This window comes from Bacillus sp. GbtcB14 (assembly GCF_019091205.1).
In the GTDB taxonomy this organism is placed as follows: Bacteria; Bacillota; Bacilli; order Bacillales; family Bacillaceae_G; genus Bacillus_A; species Bacillus_A cereus_AG.
Genome location: NZ_JAGXJT010000001.1, coordinates 867,879 through 892,015 on the forward strand (window position 1 = coordinate 867,879; position 24,137 = coordinate 892,015).

Below are 24,137 nucleotides of genomic sequence, written 5' to 3' on the forward strand. Positions count from 1 at the left end.
TCCAGAAAAATTAGAATTAATTCATTTGATAGTATTGCTTTTTTTAAGACCTAATACTAGAATGAAAAACAAAATAGCTTTATACTAAAGATTCAGGGAAATCAGAAGAGGCATAATTTGCGTCCGTTGTAGTTTATTTGTATAAAAAATGCTAAACTATTACTGTAAAAAAATACACTACAATGAATGCAGCCAAAAGGGGTGTAGGAGATGATTAGTCAACTTTCATGGAAAGTTGGAGGCCAACAAGGTGAAGGAATTGAAAGTACAGGAGAAATCTTCTGTATTGCATTAAACCGATTAGGATATTACCTATACGGTTACCGCCACTTCTCATCACGTATTAAAGGCGGCCATACAAATAATAAAATTCGTGTAAGTACAACAGAAGTACGCGCGATCTCAGATGATTTAGATATTTTAATTGCTTTTGATCAAGAAACTATTGATTTTAACTTCCACGAACTACGTCCAGGTGGAATTGTAGTTGCGGATGCGAAATTTAATCCGACAATACCTGATAATACAGATGTAAATCTATATGTGATACCGTTTACAGATATTGCTTCAGAATTAGGCACATCATTAATGAAAAACATGGTTGCTGTTGGGGCATCAAGTGCGGTATTAGGATTAGATGAAACAGCTTATTTAGATGTTGTTGAAGAAATATTTGGTCGTAAAGGAGAGCAAGTTGTTCAAAAGAATATGGACGCTATTAAGCGCGGCTCTCAATATATGAAAGAATTACTAGGTGAGAAAGTAAACATGATGCAGCTTGAAAAAGCTGACGGTAAGAAACGCATGTTTATGATTGGAAACGATGCAATCGCATTTGGTGCGGTAGCTGGTGGTGCTCGCTTTATGTCAGCATATCCAATTACACCTGCATCTGAAATTATGGAATACTTAATTAAAAAATTGCCGAAAGTTGGCGGAACAGTAATCCAAACTGAGGATGAAATCGCAGCTTGTACAATGGCAATCGGTGCAAACTATGCTGGTGTTCGTACATTAACTGCATCTGCTGGTCCGGGTCTATCTTTAATGATGGAAGCGATTGGTTTAGCAGGTATTACAGAAACACCATTAGTAATTGTTGATACACAACGTGGTGGTCCAAGTACAGGATTACCAACGAAACAAGAGCAGTCTGATTTAATGGCGATGATTTACGGTACGCACGGTGAGATTCCAAAAATCGTAATGGCGCCAAGTACAGTTGAAGAAGCTTTCTATGATATTGTAGAAGCATTTAACCTAGCTGAAGAATATCAAGTTCCTGTTATTTTCTTAACAGATTTACAGCTTTCTTTAGGAAAACAAACGGTAGAACCGCTTACGTTAGATAAAGTGGAAATTCGTCGCGGTAAGCTTGATTTAGAAGCGGAATTACCAGAACGTGAAAATAAAGCATACTTCAAGCGTTATGAAGTAACAGAAGATGGCGTTTCACCACGTGTTTTACCTGGTATGAAAAATGGTGTTCACCATGTTACAGGTGTAGAACATGATGAAACTGGTAAACCATCTGAATCAGCAATAAACCGTAAAGATCAAATGGACAAACGTTTCCGTAAAATGGAGAACTTGAAGTTTAATACCCCTGTTTATAAAAATGTTAAGCATGAAGAAGCAGACGTATTGCTTGTTGGATTTAACTCAACTCGTGGTGCGATCGAAGAAGCAATGGAGCGCTTAGAACAAGAGGGTATGAAAGTAAACCATGCTCATGTGCGTTTAATTCACCCATTCCCAACAGCTGAAATCGATCCACTTGTGAAAAATGCGAAGCGTGTTGTAGTGGTAGAAAACAACGCAACAGGTCAGCTTGCTAACATTATGAAAATGAATCTTGGTAGCGGTGAGAAAATTTCTAGTCTTTTAAAATATGATGGGAACCCATTCTTGCCGAAAGAGATTTACAACGAATGCAAAAAAGGGGTTGTATTAAATGGCAACATTTAAGGACTTTCGTAACAGTGTAAAACCAAACTGGTGCCCAGGTTGCGGAGACTTCTCGGTGCAAGCTGCAATTCAACGTGCGGCAGCTAACGTTGGCTTAAATCCAGATGAACTTGCTGTTATTTCTGGTATCGGCTGTTCAGGTCGTATTTCAGGTTATATTAATTCATATGGTGTGCATAGTATTCATGGTCGTGCCCTTCCAATTGCACAAGGTGTAAAAATGGCAAATCGTGATTTAACAGTTATCGCATCAGGTGGCGATGGTGATGGATTTGCGATTGGTATGGGACATACAATCCATTCTATTCGTCGTAACATCGACATTACGTACATCGTAATGGATAACCAAATTTACGGATTAACAAAAGGGCAAACTTCACCACGTAGTGAAGCTGGATTTAAAACGAAGAGCACACCACAAGGTTCAATTGAGCCATCACTAAATGTTATGGAAATGGCTTTAACAGCTGGTGCGACATTTGTGGCGCAAAGCTTTTCAAGTGATTTAAAAGAATTAACACAAATTATTGAAGCTGGTATTAACCATAAAGGATTTTCATTAATTAACGTATACAGCCCATGTGTTACTTACAATAAAGTAAATACTTACGATTGGTTTAAAGAGAATTTAACAAAACTAAGTACAGTAGAGGGATATGATCCGTCTAATCGCATGATGGCTATGCAAACGTTAATGGAAAATAACGGATTAGTAACAGGTTTAATTTATCAAAATACAGCGCAACCTTCATACCAAGAACTTGTAAAAGGCTATAGCGAGAAGCCTTTAGTGCAAGCTGATTTAAATATGGATCAGAAAATGTTTGATGAACTTGTTGCTGAATTTATGTAATATAAGAAGAGGAGGTTGCCATGTGGCAACCTTTTTTTATGAGAAAAATATAAGGTAGTCTTATTTACTTAGAAAATTCAGAATGGTAAAATAATATATAAATCGTTGTATGAAAATGGTGAGTTCATTGTATATGAAATGTAAGATCCAAACAGAGCCTCTTTCTTGTTAAAATTGGCGAAACGCTTCATACTATGGTAATGTTTATAAGGATAAAGCAATATGCTTTTGGGTAGGACAAAAAGAAATGTTAAAAGGGAATGTCTATTTGTGTGTGGGGAAGACTTCATTCTTATGAATGATTAGATTGATTACTCAAGTTTCAAAGGACAAGTTATCTCTCAAGCTATCTAACCATTTTTGAGGTGAGTCAAAGCGCATTAAAATGGACTATAGAATGTGTATAGTTAAGGGTGAAAGGAGATTACCGATGAACGAGCAACAACGATTAGCAAGTCAACAAGCAAATTCCTCTACGAAAAAAGAAGAGAAAGATTATAGTAAATACTTTGAAAGTGTATACCAACCACCTTCCTTAAAAGACGCGAAAAAACGAGGGAAAGAAGAAGTTAAAATTGAACGGGATTTTGGCTTACCTGAAGAATTTCGCAATTTTGGTACAGGAAGAAAGTTCTATATTCGTACATATGGTTGTCAAATGAATGAACATGATACGGAAGTAATGGCGGGGATTTTTACCGCACTTGGATATGAGCCAACCTTTTCAACTGAAGATGCAGATGTAGTGTTATTAAATACTTGTGCCATTCGTGAAAATGCTGAAAATAAAGTGTTCGGTGAACTAGGTCATTTAAAGTCATTAAAACGAAGAAATCCGGACCTTTTAATTGGTGTATGTGGTTGTATGTCGCAAGAAGAATCTGTTGTAAATAAAATTATGCAAAAAAATCAGCATGTAGATATGGTGTTTGGAACGCATAATATTCATAGATTACCGTACATTCTAAAGGATGCAATGTTTTCGAAGGAGACGGTAGTTGAAGTTTGGTCAAAAGAAGGGGATGTAATTGAAAACCTTCCGAAAGTACGCCGTGGCGATATTAAAGCTTGGGTAAATATTATGTATGGCTGTGATAAGTTCTGTACATATTGTATTGTGCCGTATACACGTGGAAAAGAGCGAAGCAGACGTCCAGAAGACATTATCCAAGAAATCCGCCATTTAGCTGCGAATGGTTATAAAGAAATTACGTTACTTGGACAGAACGTAAATGCATATGGTAAAGACTTTGAAGATTTTGAATACGGACTTGGCGATTTAATGGACGAACTCCGTAAAGTTGATATTGCCCGTATTCGTTTTACAACGAGCCATCCACGCGATTTCGATGATCACTTAATTGAAGTGCTTGGAAAAGGTGGAAACTTAGTAGAACATATTCACTTACCAGTTCAATCTGGAAGCACAGAGATGTTGAAAATTATGGCGCGTAAATATTCACGTGAGCATTATTTAGAGCTTGTAAGAAAAATTAAAGAAGCAATTCCAAACGCGGTATTAACGACTGATATTATCGTCGGTTTCCCAAATGAAACTGATGAGCAATTTGAAGAAACGATGTCGTTATATCGTGAAGTAGGATTTGATACTGCCTTTACCTTTATTTATTCTCCGCGCGAAGGTACACCAGCTGCGAAGATGAAAGATAATGTACCGATGGAAGTGAAGAAAGAACGTCTTCAACGCTTAAATACATTAGTAAATAAATTGGCAGTTGAAAAGAATGATCGTTATAAAGGTCAAATTGTAGAAGTGTTAGTTGATGGGGAAAGTAAAAATAACACGGAAGTACTTGCAGGTTATACTCGTACGAATAAACTTGTAAACTTCGTTGCGCCAAAATCTTTAATTGGTCAGCTAGTGAAAGTAAAAGTAACGGATGCGAAAACTTGGTCTCTTAACGGAGAATTAGTTGAAGAGCCGATTGAGGTGGAATAATAGATGAAAGTATATACGAAAGATGACATTGTTGAGCAAGCGAAAGAATTAGCAAAAATGATTTCTGAAACAGAAGAAGTTGATTTCTTTAAGAAAGCAGAGGCGCAAATTCATAAAAATGAAAATGTAAAGCGCGCAATTGATGAAATTAAAGCACTGCAAAAGCAAGCGGTAAACTTGCAGCATTACGGGAAATGGGAAGCTTTGAAAAAAGTAGAAGCTGAAATTGATGCATTGCAAGATAAGTTGGATAGTATCCCAGTTGTACAAGAATTTAAATCTTCACAAACATATGTAAATGACTTACTACAGCTAGTTGCCAGTACGATTTCTAACAACGTAACAGATGAAATATTAATTTCAACTAATGGTGATGTATTGAAGGGTGAAACGGGCGCAGAGGTAGAAAGTAAAAAAGGAAATTGTGGTTGTTAAAGAGATGTCGAATTGACATCTCTTTTTTTAGTAGGTTAAACGTAAGTTCTTCTCGAAAAAAGAATGACACATTCCGCTATTGTCACGCATATGATTAAGTGAATAGTGATTGAGGAGGGTTACGAATGTCCGAATTTAGAGAGATTATTACAAAAGCAGTGGTTGGAAAAGGACGTAAGTATACAAAGTCAACGCATACATGTGAATCGAATAATGAGCCAACAAGTATTTTAGGGTGCTGGGTAATTAACCACTCGTACGAAGCAAGAAAGAATGGAAAGCATGTGGAAATTGAAGGTTTCTATGATGTGAACACTTGGTATTCGTTTGATGGTAATACAAAGACAGAAGTTGTAACAGAACGTGTGAACTACACTGATGAAGTGAGTATTGGGTATCGTGATAAAAACTTTTCTGGTGATGATTTAGAAATTATTGCTCGTGTCATTCAGCCACCAAATTGTTTAGAAGCTCTTGTATCACCAAATGGTAATAAAATCGTTGTGACTGTAGAACGTGAATTTGTAACAGAAGTAGTTGGCGAAACGAAAATTTGTGTAAGTGTAAATCCTGAAGGGTGTGTAGAATCAGACGAAGATTTCCAAATCGATGATGATGAGTTTGAAGAATTAGATCCGAACTTTATCGTTGATGCAGAAGAAGAGTAATAGAAAGCTAGGGAGAAGTTCTTCCTAGCTTTTTACTTTACATAAGTAGTGCTTGAATGACCATGATTCCTTATGAAATGTGCTATAATGAAGAAAGACTCCTGAAATAGGAGATATGGATGTCCGTGAAGTGTGACATATATGAATATAGATTATTATGTAAGAATTATGGAGGATAAGTATGACGCAATATACGCCTATGATACAGCAATATTTAAAGGTTAAGGCAGACTATCAAGATGCCTTTTTATTTTTCCGATTAGGTGATTTTTATGAAATGTTCTTTGAAGATGCGGTTAAAGCAGCTCATGAACTTGAAATTACATTAACGAGCCGAGATGGTGGTAGTAGTGATCGTATACCGATGTGCGGTGTACCACATCATGCAGCTAAAAATTATATTGAGCAACTTGTTGAAAAAGGATATAAAGTAGCTGTTTGTGAGCAAGTGGAAGATCCAAAAACAGCTAAAGGTGTAGTGCGCCGTGAAGTCGTACAACTCATTACGCCAGGAACGATGATGGAAGGGCGTACGATTGATGAGAAAGAAAATAACTTCTTAGCAGCATTAACACATTTTGAAGATGGATCGTATGCTTTAGCTTGTAATGATTTAACGACTGGACAAAATACAGTAACGTTGTTAACAGGTTCAGTAGAAGATATTTTATTAGAAGTGTATGCAACTGGTTCAAAAGAAATTGTTGTAGATTCTACATTTTCGAAAGATGAATTAAATAAATTAACTGCAACATTAAAAATGACGATTTCGTATGAAGATGCAACAACGATTCCAGAGGGATTAGAACATCTTGTGAAAAACGTTTCACAAGCAAAGTTAATTAAAGCAGTTGGACGCTTATTTAACTATGTGATAAGAACGCAAAAACGTTCGTTAGACCATTTGCAACCAGTGGAAATTTATTATACAAACCAGTTTATGAAAATTGATGTGCATTCAAAGCGAAATCTAGAGCTGACAGAAACACTTCGAACGAAAGAAAAAACAGGATCATTACTATGGCTATTAGATAAAACGAAAACAGCTATGGGCGGTCGCATGTTAAAACAGTGGATGGAACGTCCACTGATCCAAAAAGAAAAAGTAGAAGAGCGTTTAGAAATGGTTGAAACATTTGTAAATGATTACTTCTTACGTGAAGATTTAAAAGAAAAATTAAAAGAAGTATATGATTTAGAACGTTTAGCAGGGAAAGTTGCATTTGGTAATGTGAATGCACGGGACTTATTACAGTTAAGACGATCTTTACTTCAAGTACCAGCTATTTTAGAAGCGATTAGTTTGTTAGATAATGCTTATGCAGCAAGGTTAATTCAAGGTGCGGATCCATGTGAGAGCTTAACTGAATTACTAGGAAGAAGTATTCAAGAAAACCCACCGCTTTCTATTAAAGATGGAGATATTATTAAAGACGGTTATAATGACAAGCTTGATCAATATCGTTACGTTAGTAAAAATGGAAAAACGTGGATCGCTGAGCTTGAAAAACGAGAGCGTGATATTACAGGAGTTAAATCATTAAAAATCGGGTACAACCGTATTTTCGGTTATTACATTGAAGTAACGAAAGCGAACCTTGCAGCATTACCAGAAGGCCGCTATGAGCGTAAACAAACACTTGCTAATGCTGAACGTTTCATAACAGATGAGCTGAAAGAAAAAGAAACGTTAATCTTAGAAGCAGAAGAAAAAATTGTACAACTAGAATACGATTTATTTACAGCGCTTCGTGAAGAAGTAAAAGTATTTATTCCGAAATTACAGCATTTAGCGAAAGTAATTAGTGAATTAGACGTACTGCAAAGTTTCGCGACAGTTAGTGAAGAAGAACAGTTTGTAAAACCTGTTTTAACAACTAAGCGCGAAATCTTTATTAAAGATGGTCGTCATCCTGTCGTTGAAAAAGTATTGAACGGGAAATTGTATGTACCGAATGATTGTATTATGCCGGAGAAGATGGATGTCTTTTTAATTACAGGACCGAATATGTCTGGTAAAAGTACGTATATGAGACAATTAGCACTTGTAACTGTTATGTCGCAAATAGGCTGTTTCGTACCAGCAACAGAAGCGGTATTACCTGTATTTGATCAAATCTTTACGAGAATTGGTGCAGCGGATGATTTAATTTCGGGTCAAAGTACATTTATGGTCGAAATGTTAGAAGCGAAAAATGCAATTGCAAATGCATCAGAAAGAAGTTTAATTTTATTCGATGAAATTGGACGCGGTACATCTACGTATGATGGTATGGCACTTGCACAAGCAATCATTGAACATATTCATGACCAAATTGGGGCGAAAACGTTATTCTCTACGCATTATCATGAATTGACGGTGCTAGAAGAAAGTTTAGGTCAATTGAAGAATGTACACGTTTCAGCTATTGAAGAGAACGGAAAAGTAGTATTCCTTCATAAAATTCAAGATGGAGCAGCTGATAAAAGTTACGGAATTCACGTTGCGCAACTTGCGGAGCTTCCAGATAGCTTAATCGCTCGTGCGAAAGAAGTGTTAGCGCAACTAGAAGGACAAGAAGAAATTATTATTCCAAAGCGTACAGAAGTGACAGTACAAGAAGTTGCTCCAGAACCTGTAGTTGTAAAAGAAGAACCAGCAGAAATACAAGAGACGAAAGTAGAGACTGAGGAAGAATCGCAATTATCATTCTTTGGTGGAGAACAGTCTTCAAAAAAACAAGACAAGTCAGTTCTAGATGCAAAAGAAACGGCAGTACTTGCGCAAATTAAAAAAATTGATTTACTTGATATGACACCTTTAGAGGCGATGAACGAACTGTATCGCTTGCAGAAAAAGTTAAAGAAAGGATGAGTAAGTAGATGGGGAAAATTCGCAAACTCGATGACCAACTCTCTAACTTAATTGCGGCAGGGGAAGTAGTAGAGCGCCCTGCCTCAGTCGTAAAAGAACTTGTGGAAAATTCTATCGATGCGAATAGTACATCTATTGAAATCCACTTAGAAGAAGCTGGTTTATCGAAAATTCGCATCATTGATAATGGAGATGGCATTGCAGAAGAAGATTGTATCGTCGCTTTTGAACGACATGCGACGAGCAAAATTAAAGATGAAAACGATCTGTTTCGCATCAGAACACTCGGTTTCCGTGGTGAGGCATTGCCGAGTATTGCCTCAGTTAGTGAATTAGAATTAATCACTAGCACAGGTGATGCGCCTGGTACACACCTTATGATTAAAGGTGGAGACATTATAAAGCAGGAGAAAACAGCGAGCAGAAAAGGAACAGATATTACAGTACAAAACTTATTCTTTAATACACCAGCGCGTCTTAAATATATGAAAACCATTCATACAGAGCTTGGGAATATTACAGATATCGTGTATCGTATCGCAATGTCACATCCAGAAGTATCGTTAAAGCTGTTTCATAATGAAAAGAAATTGCTTCACACATCAGGAAATGGTGATGTAAGACAAGTACTTGCGTCGATTTACAGTATTCAAGTTGCGAAGAAGCTTATTCCAATTGAAGCTGAATCTTTAGATTTCACAATTAAAGGTTATGTAACATTACCAGAAGTAACGAGAGCATCTCGAAATTATATGTCAACGATCGTGAATGGCCGTTACGTTCGAAATTTCGTATTAATGAAAGCCATTCAGCAAGGATACCATACATTATTGCCAATCGGACGATATCCAATCGGCTTCCTATCGATTGAAATGGATCCAATGCTTGTTGACGTTAACGTACATCCAGCGAAATTAGAAGTTCGTTTTAGTAAAGAACAAGAATTGCTAAAGCTTATCGAAGAAACATTGCAAGCGGCATTCAAAAAAATACAGCTCATTCCAGATGCAGGTGTAACAACGAAGAAAAAAGAAAAAGATGAAAGTGTGCAAGAACAATTCCAGTTTGAGCATGCAAAACCGAAAGAGCCATCTATGCCAGACATTATTTTACCGACGGGCATGGATGAAAAACGAGAAGAACCACTGGCAGTGAAACAGCCAGCACAACTGTGGCAACCGCCGAAACAAGAATGGCAGCCACCACAGTCGCTCGTAAGAGAAGAACAAAGTTGGCAGCCATCTACTAAACCGATAATGGAAGAACGGGTTCGAGAAGAGCAATCGTGGAACAGTAACGATGAAGACTTTGAATTAGAGGAATTGGAAGCAGAAGTTCAGGAAATAGAAGAGATTGAAATGAACGGTAATGATTTACCACCGCTTTATCCAATTGGACAAATGCATGGAACATATATTTTCGCTCAAAATGATAAAGGCTTATATATGATTGACCAACATGCCGCGCAGGAACGTATCAATTATGAATACTTCCGTGATAAAGTAGGAAGAGTAGCGCAAGAAGTACAAGAACTACTTGTACCGTACCGTATTGACCTATCTCTTACTGAATTTTTACGTGTCGAAGAGCAACTAGAAGAACTGAAAAAAGTTGGACTGTTCTTGGAGCAATTCGGTCATCAATCCTTTATCGTCCGCTCACATCCAACATGGTTCCCGAAAGGGCAAGAAACAGAAATTATCGACGAAATGATGGAACAAGTCGTCAAACTAAAAAAAGTTGATATTAAAAAATTACGTGAAGAAGCAGCCATCATGATGAGCTGTAAAGCGTCCATTAAAGCAAATCAATATTTAACGAACGATCAAATATTTGCTTTACTGGAAGAACTACGTACAACAACAAACCCATACACATGCCCGCACGGAAGACCAATTCTTGTACATCATTCTACTTATGAGTTGGAGAAGATGTTTAAGAGGGTTATGTAGGGATACTGTTCACAGAGAAAAAAGGGTTTCTTGTTATTTTAATAAAATATAGAGAGAAATAAAAAGGAGCGATAGTAACAAGTCGCTCCTTTTTAATATAATTCTTTTGTAACTATATATATAATTATTTATAAACTAGAAATAACCTATTTGTAATTTATATGTGCTTTCTCATTTTCTTTGTAAGGAAAGAGGTTTTTAATTTACAGATTTATCAGAATTATGTAAAGTGTAGATAAAACTATAAAATGGGGTGTTCTTTATGTGTACTAGTTTGACATTACAGACAAAAAATGGTCAGCATCTTTTTGCAAGAACGATGGACTTCACATTAGATATGAATCAAGAAGTAATAATCATTCCTCGACATTACCAGTGGAATAATATAACTGGTGAAACCATTAATACGAAACATGCTACGGTCGGAATGGGGATTAATCATCAAGGACGGATCATTATGGCGGACGGAGTAAATGAAGCAGGTATGACATGTGCAACACTCTATTTTCCAGGATTCGCTACTTATAGTCAAAGCATAGATGACAACAAAACGAATTTGGCCCCATTTGATTTTGTGACGTGGAGTCTGACACAATTCAATTCTGTCAAAGAGTTAAAGAAATCTGTAGATAGCCTTACCTTTTTGGATATACCATTACCGGATTTAGGACTTACGCCACCACTCCATTGGATTTTAGCGGATAAATGGGGAGATTGCATTGTACTGGAGCCGACAAATGAAGGATTAAAAATGTATGACAACCCACTAGGAGTGATGACGAATAGTCCGGAGTTTAATTGGCATTTGCAAAATTTAAGACAATATATTGGCCTTAAATCGCAGCCATTCGCGCCAACTGAGTGGAATAACTTACCATTAAGTGCTTTTGGTCAAGGTTCAGGCTCAATGGGACTTCCAGGGGATTTCACCCCGCCATCAAGGTTTGTGCGGGCAGCATATGGCAAACAAAACATTCAAGGTATAGATAGTGAAGAAGAGGGAGTATCGGCCCTATTTCATATCTTATCAAATTGCGAGGTTCCTAAAGGTGGAGTAATAACAGAAGAAGGTGCATTAGATAATACCATTTATACAAGCGTCATGTGTATGGAGTCTGGAACATATTATTATCATACCTACGATTGTAGACAAATTATAGCCATTCATTTATTCCATGAAAATTTAGATACAGATGAGATTAAAGTCTATCCATTCCAACGGAAACAAAAAATATTTTATGAAAACTAAGTAGCTTTGAAACAATGTTTAGTAAATTTTTAAATATATATAATAGAGCCATAATGCCTATATCATTCTTGGGTGCTTCTTTAACTGTGTGATTCATCAATCTACTCCTTTCTTCAATGACTCCAACGAGTAAAACATTGCTGATAGAAGTATTGGCTAAGGCGCAGTGATGGTAGACTTTATTGCCTAATGTATTCGAATAGTATTATCATGAATATCTCTGAAAACGCTAAGAAACTTATTGTTCCATTAAACTAGCTTTTATTGCTTCTAGAAGGCCCGTTAAAGTGATATTAGGTAAAATAAACATGGAAGTACTCCATTTATAAATAGTAAAGAACAAAAAAGGTATGGAAAATATCCATACCTTTTTTGTTCTTCCATTATCTATGTATAAAAAAGCGCTGTATATCAGCACTTTTTAAAAGTACATGAGTTATATAAGAAAGATTTATATAGTACCTATAACTATGCAAGGTCTAATATAGATTCTTATTTGTTCAATTGTTATAAAAGTCTATAAGGTTATTTGTTTTTATTATTATTAATTTTTTCCGTATATAACACCTGTTCTTTATAGTGTTTTTTAATTGGGAAAGTATGTGTACCTGAGCCGTTTTTGTATGTTTTATTGATGGGGTTTTTTAGAGGGATTGTTGTAGTTTCAGTAAATTCATATGGGTAGTTTATTTTAGATTTATCTTCAAACATGAAAATGCCTCCTTTTAGGATTTCCTGAATTCTTTACTATAACATGATATGCATATAGATTTTTTTTGGACTAGTTATTTATAGAGGTTAATGGAATTAAATTCCGTAACTACTGAAATATTTTAAAGGAAAATCATTTGAGAAATATATGATAATGATTTCTTTTACTTATTAGTGAAGGTAAGTTTGCATATATATTCGTTATAGATTGTTTTTATAATGTGGTTTATATAGTTTTTTCCTGATAATATAATGCGGGAGATTATAGTGTTATTAGGTTATTAGGAACATTTAATGCTGTTTCAAAACTGAAAGGGAATTGAAAAAAAACTGAAACTTTTCTCATAAAAATTCAATCTTACTTGAAAAATGAAAGGAAAATGAAATTTTCCAAAAGGTATTCTTTGTTAAGATAAAAAGCATACATACAAAAAGTATTGACATATCTTAAAAATGTATTTTCAAGATATAGTGGGGGAAAAGATGAGAATAGAAAAACAATTAATAAAAAAGATGTATTATGAAACATTCCTAATGGAGAATGAAACAAAACCAGCTCTTGACGTACTTGGAGAAGTTTATGTAAACGAAGAAAGAAATGAGATTTCTGATGGATCTTATATTCGTTTTGCACAAGGGGAATTTTATTATCGCCATCAAGATTTTGAAGCAGCTATTTTTAAATGGGAGAAGGTTAGCAACGAATTAGCACCATGGGCACAAAAAAATATTGCGGATGCTTATTTTGAACTTAATCAATTATCAGTTGCTGAAAATGTTTATACTTCTATTACTACTGATAATATAATATTGATGACTGAAATTGGATTACAATTACTTTCTCTTTATATAGAGCAAAATAATTTTGACTCCGCTTTCGCTGTTATTAAAGAAGCGGTTTCTTTAAATCCCGATTACCCGAATGTCACAAAAATTGCCCGTTCCTTTTATGAGGAGCAGCAAGATTTTGATAGTGCAGTAGATCTTGCGGTGAATGAGTTAATTCGAACAGAATCTTATCCGTGGTTTGAGGTTTTAAAAGGATATATTGATAAAGGATTTACTAAACATATTTCACCAGATTATTTTTACGAAATATTAGTTACGTTAAATAATATAGATCAAGTACAATTTACACAAATGGTTTCATCACTTTGGAACAGTTATAAAAATGAACAAAATTACTTATTATGGCTGAACACAATAAATGAATTTTTCTTACATATTGAAATACATTCGTCCGATATATGGGACAAAATTTCTTCTCTTTATGAAGAAACGTACTTTGCATTAATTCAAGGGCAATATATGCTTAGACAATTACACGATATCATTCCAAACCTTTTAACAAATTGGTTAAAAGTAGTCAATCCATCTTATGCTGTATTTCCAGCAGCAGCTGTATTGGCATGGGATGAGATTTTCCCTTCCAAAATAGATTCAGCAAATATAAAACATGCGGAAAACCTACTGTCATATTCTATTAATCATGTGAATGGTTTAGAGTACAGTTTACATCTTTTTGAATCTATTACACAGTGGGCACAAAAGCACAATATAGAAATAGGTCACCGATTTAGATGGTTAGTTGACGAACTCGCAGATTTAAGAACAACTCGTATTTTAGTAACGGGAACTTCAGGGAACGGAAAAACTACATTTATTAACTCTATATTAGGAGAAAGTATATTAGAAAAATCAATTTCAAATGTAGTAGTTTTAAAAAATGATGCTCATACAGAAATTAACGCCATAACAGACGCTACAATTACAACAACGGAAGATGTCTCTGATTACCATAATATGATGTCTCAGCACCATCAAACATATAGAGATAGAGCATGTGTTGAATTTAAATTACCATGCAGATTTTTAAGTGAAAATAAACTTACATTTGTAGTTACACCTGGCTTTAATAGGAATAACGATACTAGAGATGAGGTATTCGAATATTTAAATTCTGTAGACGAATTACTATTCGTATTGAATGCGGATTCACCTTTTACTGACAAAGAACGTGACATTCTATTAAGCATTCAAGAACATACACCAAATTTACAAATTCATTTCTTATTAAATAAAATCGATAACATATACAGTGAAGCAGAAGTGAAAAGAGTATTACATGATACGCAAGCTAGAATAAACACATATTTCCCGCGTGCGAGAATTTTCCCCTACTCTTCGCTATATACAAGTAGTCAACAATTAAATGAGTTAACGGAGTTTATTCATTTTAACTGTAATCATAAAGATATCGATGTAGAACGTACTGAAAAGCTATTGTTCTTCATTCGAAAAACAATTACATATCTTTTGGATAAACGTGTTGAAAAAGAAAATAATCTAGTGGATGCTATTAATTGGAATGAAGATATGCTAGTCAAACTAAATGGTAGTATTAATAATCTTACTGCTTTTGAGAAGGAAAAAATTTATTTCATTACAAAATCATATCGTTCAATGAAGACTGAAATTACGAATGATCTTACTGAAGGTATTCCGAAGATATTAAAGAGTTGTTCTGATTTAATGAGTGAAGAAAGTGATTTCAGTCACATGGATATGGAACTAAATAAAGCGATGAATGAAAGAGTACATAAGTACTTAGAACAAACTGTATTACCTAATCTTGCTCTTTCTATGCAAAATTGGATTGCAACTTCTAATAATGAGCTCCTTCAAAGTCAATCGTACCTAGAAGAACTTAGTGAAGGACTTAATTCTTTATTTGGAGAAAATCGAATACAGTTAGCATGTGATTTTAAAGTGCTTGATGATTGGCGCAGAGATACGGACAGAATGACGACTAGAATACAAATGGATGAAGTAAATATTTTACGTCGATTTACGCCAGCACAATTTTTACTGAAAAGTGCCGGTAAATTATTTGGAGTTCTTCCTAAAAACAAAGCTATGCTATATAACAAATACAAACAGTATGTAGAAAATGAAGATTATACCGAGGTAACGGCTTCTATTATGAAGAAGTTTTTCTTGCAATTTGAGCTATTTGAAAACACGCAAGAGCGGGATATTCATATATTCTTTAGGAATCCATTTAACTCCTTGAAACAAGCTGTAGAAAACACGCATCTAGAAACACAAGAAAAACAAGAGATGTTACATAAGATGAAATCAAATCCTGAAGTCTATCATGATTCTATCATGCTCTTTGAATTGAGATTACGTCAATGTGAAGTAATTTTAAATATGGGGGATGATCATACCTATACAGATGTAACTTTAGAAACAAGCGTAGAATAAAAGTAAAATATACGAGGTTTTTATATGACATTGCATCATATGTTATAAGAGAGTAAAAGGGAGCAACTGTAATGAGTTGCTCCCTTTTCATATTTAAATTATTTTTCAGTCTCTTTAATTTTAGTTTGTACTTCGCCAGTTTTCATTTTATTACTTTCTGAGAAACGTAATAAATCACCTTCAATAATTTTGTCAGACATTCGTAATTCATTTTGTGCACGGTTAATGAGTGCTTGTGCTTCTTTTTTTGGTAAATCTACAATTTCACCTGTTATACGGTCATAGAAAGTGTTGTTTGTGTATGCATACTTGTCTGTAATAAAGCTCCCATCACGTAAAACAACAAATCCGGTATATTCATCTGAAAACATATCATGACCAAAACGAATATCGTTCGTAGTATCAATCCCGAGTAAATTTAGAATAGTAGGTTTCATATCGATTTGTCCCGTAGGCTTTGAAATCGTTTGACCTTCTGTTTGGCCAGGCATATGAATATATAAAGGTGTGCGTTGTAAATTTAAAGTATCAAATTCTGTTATTTGATCTTTTTCTAAAAACTGTGCCATTGCGCGATTATGTTTTTCAGAAATGCCATAATGATCACCATACAACACAATAATAGAATCATCATACATTCCTTCGGCTTTTAAACGCTCAATAAATCTTTTAATTGATTCGTCTAAGTAACGTGCTGTTACGATATAACGATCAAATACGCCATTACCAGAGTTATATGGTTCAATGAATTTTGTATCTTCATCATACGTAAATGGATAATGGTTCGTTAAAGTGAGGAAACGAGCGTAAAATGGTTGATCAACAGTTTTTAATATATCTACAGATTGATCAAAGTATTCGATATCTTTTAATCCCCAATTTAAATTTGTTTCGGGCGTAATTTTGTAATCAAGTTCGTTATAGTAACGATCATAACCAAGAGCAGAGTACATAATGTTACGATTCCAAAATGTTGCGTTATTTGCATGGAATACAGAAGTGAAATAACCTTGCTGACGTAAAATTTCTGGAGTCGCAGTATAATCATTGTTACCGTGTGTGAAAAATACAGCTCCTCGATTTAATGGATATAACGACGTATCAATTAGAAATTCAGAATCGGATGTTTTTCCTTGCCCAGTTTGGTGGAAAAAGTTATCGAAGTAATAGCTTTCATTTATGAATTGATTCAAGAATGGTGTAACTTCTTGCCCGTTAACTGATGCTCCTATTAAGAAGGTTTGCAGGGATTCAAGAGTAACGACAATTACATTTTTTCCTTTCGCTGCACCAAACATGCTAGGGTTCGGTTCACTTTGGTTTGCCTTTACGTAGTTTTCTGTTTCTTGTAATTTACTGCTATCAGCAAGTGCTTTTTGTGAACCTGCTTTTACTTGTAGTGTTAAATCATATATTTGATGCGTGTATAGTCCTAAATTTTTAACAAGCATAACTCGGTCGAAGGATCTCGTTAATAGTTCAGGTCGCTCTTTTTCTGCAAGATGTAGATTCGCAAAAAATACACCAATCGTTAAAAGAAAATATACGAAGCGTGCCGGATGAGTTACACGTCCTGTTTTGAAGACTATTGATTTCTTCTTCAATAAAATAAAGAAGAAAATAATGTCTACGAATGCGAGTATAATTTTGTAGTTCAATATTTCTATAATACTGCCGCCTAATTGGCCAAAGTTTGATGTTTGCCCAAGTACTGGTAACGTAACGAAATCACTATAAAAATCATAGAACATTACATTCCCAACAAGTACGATTGTTAATAAGAAATTAATACATAGCGCGATATAATTTCTCTTTTCACCAGTTGCAAATAATGCTAATCCGACAAATGCTAATGATGCAGCAAGAGGGCTAATAAACAAAATAAGCTCTTGTGTTGAAGACTCGATTTTTAAATCAAAACTGAATCTTGTAATAAGATATGTTTTTAACCATACTGCTAAAGCAATTATTAAAACAAAGCTTATATTCTTCATTTGTAAATTGATTTTATTTTTCATTTTTACACCTTCTTTATACAATTTATTTAACTTGTGTTATATATTATATTTTCATAACTATTAGAGTGTAATGAACCATTTAGCTTATGTTTTTTAAAGGTAATAATATGAAGTACTCATATACGTACAATGAGGAATTTTAAAGCATAAATCTATTTTTTGGAAACAGAGCAGAAAAAGTCATAGTTGTAGTAAAAAATACTTATAGACATCCTAACATATTAAACACTATGATGATGTTACAAAATATCGAACAAATGAAAGGGGAAATGAATAGAGGTTTTAAAAACTATTGACATTCAATTAGTTAGAATTAAATGTCAATAGTTTTGAATACACGGCTATATTAAATATTTATCTCGTAAAATCCCTATTTTTACGGGAGAATCGGTAGTAAGCTATTACTATGGAAGTTAAAATATTTGATTGCAATCTTAATGAAAGTAATTAAATATGAGATAAATATTTTCCAACATACAACCCACTTGCAGCAGCTTGAGATAAGGAATGCGTGACGCCGGAACAATCTCCAACTAAAAATAGCCCTTGCACACTTGTTTCAAAATGGTTATTGATTTTTATCGTAGGAGCATAGAACTTTCCATCAATTCCATATAATAAAGTATCTTTATCGATCGGTTCTTGGATGAATTGCTCTAAGCGTAATAAAAATTCTTTAAGTCCTTCAATATATAATGGTGGAATTTCTGTATGCAAATCTCCATAATCTCCTTGTAGTGTAGGACGTATACGGTTATGTTTCATGTTGTTCTCTGTTGTAGCTTGCTTATTTAGTAAGTCCTCTAAGCGCTGTATAACAATTCGATCTCGTCCTTGGTTAATGCTTTTAATAATTGAACTTGCGTATACATTTGCTTCTTTGAGAGTTGAAAAATAGCGCGGGATAAATAAAGTGAAATTTAAGTTAGGTGTGCCAGTTCCTTTCTCTCGAAAATTTTGACCGTCAGGCATAACTAAACCTTCTTCGTACTTTCTAATAATGCGCCCTTTCGGATTCATACAGTACGTAGTTGCTGTGAAGTGTTCATGCTCATAAGAAAGCTTTGTTTCAAATGTATCTTTTAATATAGAACGTAATTGGTGTTCGTTCATCTCTACTCTAATACCTAAATCTACACGAGTTTGTTTCTGAGAGATATTGAGAGAAGTGCACATTTCTTTTAACCAATCCGCTCCGGACCGTCCAGTTGCAAATACTAGTTGTTTAGATTGAACTGTTCCTTCATTTGTCTCTATTGTAAAATGATCTTTCTGTTTCATAATATGTTGCACATCTATATGAAATTGAATATTTATTTTCGTAAGTAAAAATTCATAGAGTTGCTGAAAAATCTCACTTGAAAGGGTAGTACCAAGATGCCTTACTTCTGTTGTTAGCATTTGTAAACCACACGCTTTAGCTCTCTGATTGAGAGTTGGATTTTCTGTAGAATATTTTGAAACAGAATTTCCTCCGAACTGACATAGAATTTCATCTACTTCAGCCATGAGTTGTATAAAGCCTTCTTTACCGACTTTTTGCTCAAGTTCGCCACCAAATCCGTTTGTATAATTAAATTTCCCTTCAGATTTTCCTAAACCACCAAACCCGAAATATTTAGCACATATAGTACAAGTACACGCTTTTCCTTCGTCTAAAGGACAATGACGATCTTCTAGGGCTTTACCTTTATCCAGAATTAAAACCTTTTTGTTACTTTTAGCTAGTGAATAAGCCATAAAAATGCTACTTACTCCAGCGCCGATAATTGTAACATCATACATATTCTTTCACCTGCTAACGAATAGTTTGTTTTCTATTTTTCTAGTGTATAACAATTTTATGAAGTTAAGAAATAGCTTTTATGAATAAAGAAGGGGTTTTTGAACTTGATGCTTTTTAATTTCGCCGGCTGGTGGAGTAAATATAAATGTTTTTATTTGAAAGAAGAGCTAGTTTTAAAAGATCACTATGTCATATGATTAATAAAATTTTACATATAAAAAAACAGACCTTTAAGTGAAGAGGTCTGTTAATGAATTTAGATCTTATTTAGCGAAGACATGGTTACCGATTACTGCTACTGTTTGACGTGTCGTAATCCATTTGTCTGTTGATGTTTTTGGATTATAGAAATAAAGCCAATCAGAATGTATGCCATTTGTGGAGATAGCCTCTTCTACTGCCATTTTTGCTTCTGCACTTGCAGGTTGATTAATTCTTCCATCTGTAACAGGAGTAAATGCATATCCATATTTAATAGGTTCATAAATAACGCCTGTTATTGTATTTGGAAAACCTTTTGCGTTTACGCGATTTAGGATAACTTTTGCTACGGCCACTTTTCCTTTATACGATTCGCCACCTGCTTCAGCGGTAACTAAGCGTGCCATTAAGTCTTTTTCTTTTTGTGAAATGCTTGAGTTGATTTTTAAATGTTGTCCTGTATAAAGCTTGTTTCCGACTGTATTGTTAATTTGTTTTATAGATTGAACGGTAACATTGTAACGCTTTGCAATCGTTTCTAATGAATCTCCCTGTTGTACTTGATAAATAATTTGTCCAGAAATGTTTGCAGGTTTGACGTTTTGACGAACGGTAATTTCATTTGAGTTCGTGGCCCCTGGAATATGTAATTGTTCGCCAATGAAAGTTTGATCGTTTCCTTTATGATTAGCTTGTTTAATAGATTGTATTGAAACGTCGTATTGTTTACTAATGCTCCAAAGTGTATCATTCTTTTTTACTGTGTGAATGGTAGAAGCTTCAGCTGTACTTTGATTACATACGAATGTAATTGCAGCTGCAGATAAAGGGATTATATGTTTTATTTTTAATAATTTCATTGTAAATCCTCCTAGGAAAAATAAGGTGAAACAGTTAAGTAATGTAGTTCAAAATGTCTATATGTAATATTTTAATGTAAATATATTAGCACATATAAAATAAATAATCATTATAAGTTTCTTATTTATTTAGTGTAGAGTCCGAATATGAAATATTGCATATGAAAATACGTTGAAGTTCATATTTCTGATTACTATAATCTATTTAGTAGAAAGGGAATACGTTATAGAAATAAAATTATTATAGATTAATATGATGATTAATAATTATTAATAGGAGGATTGATGTAATGAAAATATTTCAAAAAATGTGTGCGTCAACTGTAATCATTACAACACTTTTAGGAACAGGAGGCACTATCAATAGTGTATATGCTGATTCTATAGAACAGCAGAGTAAATTAGGGGTAGAACAAGAAACAGATAAGCAAATCATTGTAAAATTTAAAGCGGATTTGGATCTGCCATATGAAGATGGTATTGAAAAACAAATACAATCTCAAACGAATGATAAAGTAATAAAAGATCTTTTGACAGAATATCCAGATGTAACATTTACTCGTTTATTCACATCTGTAAGCCCGGAACAAATACAAAACCTTGAAGTGAAAGCACCTAATCATGTATCTACAAGTTTATTAAACTACTATATTCTTCAAAATCAAAATAGTGGGTATGAAGAAGAAATAGTAGATAAGTTAAAGGCATCTTCTTTAATAGAAGATGTGTATATGAAGAAACAAGAGAAAATAATGCCACCTGAAGTGCAATCATCAAGTGTAGCTCTTAATCCTAATAACAATCCTAGATTTAAAAAACAAGGTTATCTTGAAGCAGCCCCATACGGTATTAATGCGCCTTTCGCCTGGGGAATTCAAGGCGGTAATGGAAATGGTATCACTTTTGTTGATATGGAATACGGATGGCTATTAAATCATGAGGATTTATTACATCAAAATATTGAATTAATGTCTGGAAGAAATATAGATCAGCATGTCGGTCATGGGACGTCTGTACTAGGAATTGTATCCTCTGAGGACAATGGAGTTGGGAATATTGGGATTGCGCCAAAAGCGAAAGCAAAGGTTATCTCTCAAATAAGAGATAACGGACAGTATAATACGGCTGATGCAATATTAAGCGCTGTAAATCAGTTAGAAGCTGGGGATGTTTTATTGTTAGAGGCGCAAGCATCCTTTGATGGATATGGTGATAAATATTTACCTGTCGAAGTACAACCAGATATTTTTGATGCAATTCGTGCTGGTACAGATAAGGGAATTGTAATTATAGAGGCTGGAGCAAATGGGTGGAATGATTTAGATCAGTTCAAAGATAGAAAAGGTAAGCAAGTCTTAAATCGTAATAGTAAAGATTTTAAAGATTCGGGTGCAATTATGGTAGGAGCTGGCTCTTCATCTTTCCCTCATGAACGTATGTGGTTTTCGAATTATGGAAGCCGTATTGATGTGTACGGATGGGGAGAAAATGTAGATACAACTACAGCCGAGCAAAGTAGAAGTGCTGTAAATCTTTATACTTCAAGCTTTAGCGGAACATCTAGTGCTTCGCCAATTATTGCTGGGGCAGCGACTTTAGTACAAAGCATTGCTAAAGAAAATTTAGGACAACCATATAGACCAAGTGAACTAAGAGCAATATTAAGCAACCAGAGCACAGGAACAAAATCTAAAGATCCATATGCAGATAAAATTGGTGTTTTACCAGATTTGAAGTCTATACTAGTAAACTTAGGTTATGAACAAAGAAAACCAAACGGTGGGAATGAGTTACAAGTAACAGAAAATGAACCAAACAATGAGCCTAGACAGGCAAATAAAGTTAACTTTCATACACCGGTGAAAGGAACGCTACATAATAGTGATAGAGTAGATGTATTTACTTTCCAAATTGACTCACCGGAAAATATTAATATTTCTCTACTAAATGAACAAAATATCGGAATGACATGGGTACTTCATCATGAATCAGATTTAAATAACTATGTAGCATATGGTGAAAATGAAGGAAAGGTAGTTAAAGGAACTTATAATGCAAAGCCAGGAAAATATTATTTATACGTCTATAAATATGAGAATAAAGATGGTTCATATGTATTGAACATAAAATAAGCAAAAGGAACTTCAGATGAAGTTCCTTTAAATTTTTCTAATTTAGTATATGTGAATGACTTTTTAACTTTACTTCTATGCAATATTTCATACTTATAAGATGTTATTTATTTTTTACTCACCAGATTATATTATATTCAATGAGCTTAATATAAAACAGAAAAAGGAGAAATAATAATGAGCAGTAAGAAATTTATTTTGAAATTATTAATATGTAGCACGATACTTAGTACCTGTGTATTTGCTTTACATGATAAGCAAGTAGTTGCAGCTAGCTCTGTTAATGAGCTTGAAAACTGGTCAAAGTGGATGCAACCTATACCTGATAATATCCCGTTAGCACGAATTTCAATTCCAGGAACACATGATAGTGGGACATTCAAGTTGCAAAATCCGATTAAGCAAGTATGGGGAATGACGCAAGAATATGATTTTCGTTATCAAATGGATCATGGAGCTAGAATTTTCGATATAAGAGGACGTTTAACAGATGATAATACGATAGTTCTTCATCATGGACCATTATATCTTTATGTAACACTGCATGAATTCGTAAACGAAGCGAAACAATTTTTAAAAGATAACCCAAGTGAAACGATTATTATGTCCTTAAAAAAAGAGTATGAGGATATGAAAGGGGCAGAAGGTTCATTTAGTAGTACGTTTGAAAAAAATTATTATGTTGATCCTATCTTTTTAAAAACAGAAGGAAATATAAAATTAGGAGATGCTCGTGGGAAAATTGTACTACTAAAAAGATATGGTGATAGTAATGAATCTGGAGGATATAATAATTTTTATTGGCCAGATAATGAGACGTTTACCACAACTGTAAACCAAAATGTAAATGTAACAGTACAAGATAAATATAAAGTGAGTTATGATGAGAAAGTAAAATCTATTAAAGATACGATGGATGAAACGATGAACAATAGCGAGGATTTAAATCATCTATATATTAATTTTACAAGTTTGTCTTCTGGTGGTACAGCATGGAATAGTCCATATTACTACGCTTCTTATATAAATCCTGAAATTGCAAACCATATAAAACAAAAGAATTCTTCGAGAGTGGGCTGGGTAATTCAAGACTACATAAATGAAAAGTGGTCACCATTATTGTATCAAGAAGTTATAAGAGCGAATAAGTCATTAATAAAAGAATAAAGATGATGAGAGTAAGAAGCGATAAAATATATCGCTTCTTTTTCTTTTCCAATAAC

15 protein-coding genes are annotated in these 24,137 nt (G+C 34.2%); 11 read left to right on the forward strand and 4 right to left on the reverse strand.

Annotation, left to right across the window (positions count from 1 at the left end; translation table 11 throughout):
• The first annotated feature begins 210 nt into the window (after window positions 1-210).
• The 8 genes from KVT31_RS04620 to KVT31_RS04655 all read left to right on the forward strand — a co-directional run bounded on the left by KVT31_RS04620 (window position 211) and on the right by KVT31_RS04655 (window position 11,939).
• Window positions 211-1,968 (forward strand): 2-oxoacid:acceptor oxidoreductase subunit alpha, encoded by a 1,758-nt coding sequence (locus KVT31_RS04620; protein ID WP_088097463.1) that lies wholly within the window; start codon window positions 211-213, stop codon window positions 1,966-1,968.
• Complete coding sequence (locus KVT31_RS04625) at window positions 1,955-2,821, forward strand: 2-oxoacid:ferredoxin oxidoreductase subunit beta (protein WP_000190158.1); 867 nt, start codon at window positions 1,955-1,957, stop codon at window positions 2,819-2,821. Before KVT31_RS04620 ends, KVT31_RS04625 begins: the two co-directional genes overlap by 14 nt.
• A 430-nt stretch (window positions 2,822-3,251) precedes the next feature.
• Window positions 3,252-4,781: a tRNA (N6-isopentenyl adenosine(37)-C2)-methylthiotransferase MiaB gene (gene miaB / locus KVT31_RS04630; protein ID WP_088097462.1), complete on the forward strand. Its 1,530-nt coding sequence runs from the start codon at window positions 3,252-3,254 to the stop codon at window positions 4,779-4,781.
• A 3-nt stretch (window positions 4,782-4,784) separates the two neighbouring features.
• Window positions 4,785-5,216, forward strand: coding sequence for a YlbF/YmcA family competence regulator (locus tag KVT31_RS04635; protein WP_000870464.1), 432 nt, complete (start codon window positions 4,785-4,787; stop codon window positions 5,214-5,216).
• Between the two features lie 125 nt (window positions 5,217-5,341).
• Window positions 5,342-5,884 (forward strand): outer spore coat protein CotE, encoded by a 543-nt coding sequence (gene cotE / locus KVT31_RS04640; RefSeq protein ID WP_001288800.1) that lies wholly within the window; start codon window positions 5,342-5,344, stop codon window positions 5,882-5,884.
• A 181-nt stretch (window positions 5,885-6,065) separates the two neighbouring features.
• Window positions 6,066-8,738, forward strand: a complete 2,673-nt coding sequence (gene mutS, locus KVT31_RS04645) for a DNA mismatch repair protein MutS (protein ID WP_088097461.1) — start codon at window positions 6,066-6,068, stop codon at window positions 8,736-8,738.
• Window positions 8,739-8,746: 8 nt separating this feature from the next.
• Complete coding sequence (mutL, locus tag KVT31_RS04650) at window positions 8,747-10,690, forward strand: DNA mismatch repair endonuclease MutL (protein ID WP_088097460.1); 1,944 nt, start codon at window positions 8,747-8,749, stop codon at window positions 10,688-10,690.
• A gap of 262 nt (window positions 10,691-10,952) precedes the next feature.
• The gene (locus tag KVT31_RS04655; RefSeq protein WP_088097459.1) at window positions 10,953-11,939 is read left to right on the forward strand and encodes a choloylglycine hydrolase family protein; all 987 of its coding nucleotides are present in this window, start codon (window positions 10,953-10,955) and stop codon (window positions 11,937-11,939) included.
• Between the two features lie 525 nt (window positions 11,940-12,464).
• On the opposite strand, the gene KVT31_RS04660 is transcribed toward KVT31_RS04655, so the two are convergent.
• Window positions 12,465-12,650, reverse strand: a complete 186-nt coding sequence (locus KVT31_RS04660; protein ID WP_000461131.1) for a hypothetical protein — start codon at window positions 12,648-12,650, stop codon at window positions 12,465-12,467.
• A 483-nt stretch (window positions 12,651-13,133) separates the two neighbouring features.
• Between KVT31_RS04660 and KVT31_RS04665 the strand changes: the two genes are divergently transcribed.
• Window positions 13,134-15,917, forward strand: a complete 2,784-nt coding sequence (locus KVT31_RS04665) for a dynamin family protein (protein ID WP_088097458.1) — start codon at window positions 13,134-13,136, stop codon at window positions 15,915-15,917.
• A gap of 98 nt (window positions 15,918-16,015) precedes the next feature.
• Here KVT31_RS04665 and KVT31_RS04670 read toward each other — a convergent pair whose 3' ends face one another.
• The 3 genes from KVT31_RS04670 to KVT31_RS04680 all read right to left on the reverse strand — a co-directional run bounded on the left by KVT31_RS04670 (window position 16,016) and on the right by KVT31_RS04680 (window position 20,782).
• Window positions 16,016-17,935, reverse strand: a complete 1,920-nt coding sequence (locus tag KVT31_RS04670; RefSeq protein WP_088097457.1) for an LTA synthase family protein — start codon at window positions 17,933-17,935, stop codon at window positions 16,016-16,018.
• Between the two features lie 447 nt (window positions 17,936-18,382).
• Window positions 18,383-19,720, reverse strand: a complete 1,338-nt coding sequence (locus KVT31_RS04675; protein WP_088097456.1) for an NAD(P)/FAD-dependent oxidoreductase — start codon at window positions 19,718-19,720, stop codon at window positions 18,383-18,385.
• Window positions 19,721-19,984: 264 nt separating this feature from the next.
• Window positions 19,985-20,782 (reverse strand): cell wall hydrolase, encoded by a 798-nt coding sequence (locus tag KVT31_RS04680; protein ID WP_088097455.1) that lies wholly within the window; start codon window positions 20,780-20,782, stop codon window positions 19,985-19,987.
• 290 nt (window positions 20,783-21,072) lie between these two features.
• On the opposite strand from KVT31_RS04680, the gene KVT31_RS04685 reads away from it, so the two are divergent.
• The gene (locus KVT31_RS04685) at window positions 21,073-22,914 is read left to right on the forward strand and encodes a S8 family peptidase (protein ID WP_088097454.1); all 1,842 of its coding nucleotides are present in this window, start codon (window positions 21,073-21,075) and stop codon (window positions 22,912-22,914) included.
• 177 nt (window positions 22,915-23,091) lie between these two features.
• Window positions 23,092-24,081 carry a phosphatidylinositol diacylglycerol-lyase gene (gene plcA / locus KVT31_RS04690; protein ID WP_088097453.1) on the forward strand — a complete coding sequence of 330 codons (990 nt, stop codon included), beginning with the start codon at window positions 23,092-23,094 and terminating at the stop codon, window positions 24,079-24,081.
• The last annotated feature ends 56 nt before the right edge of the window (window positions 24,082-24,137 follow it).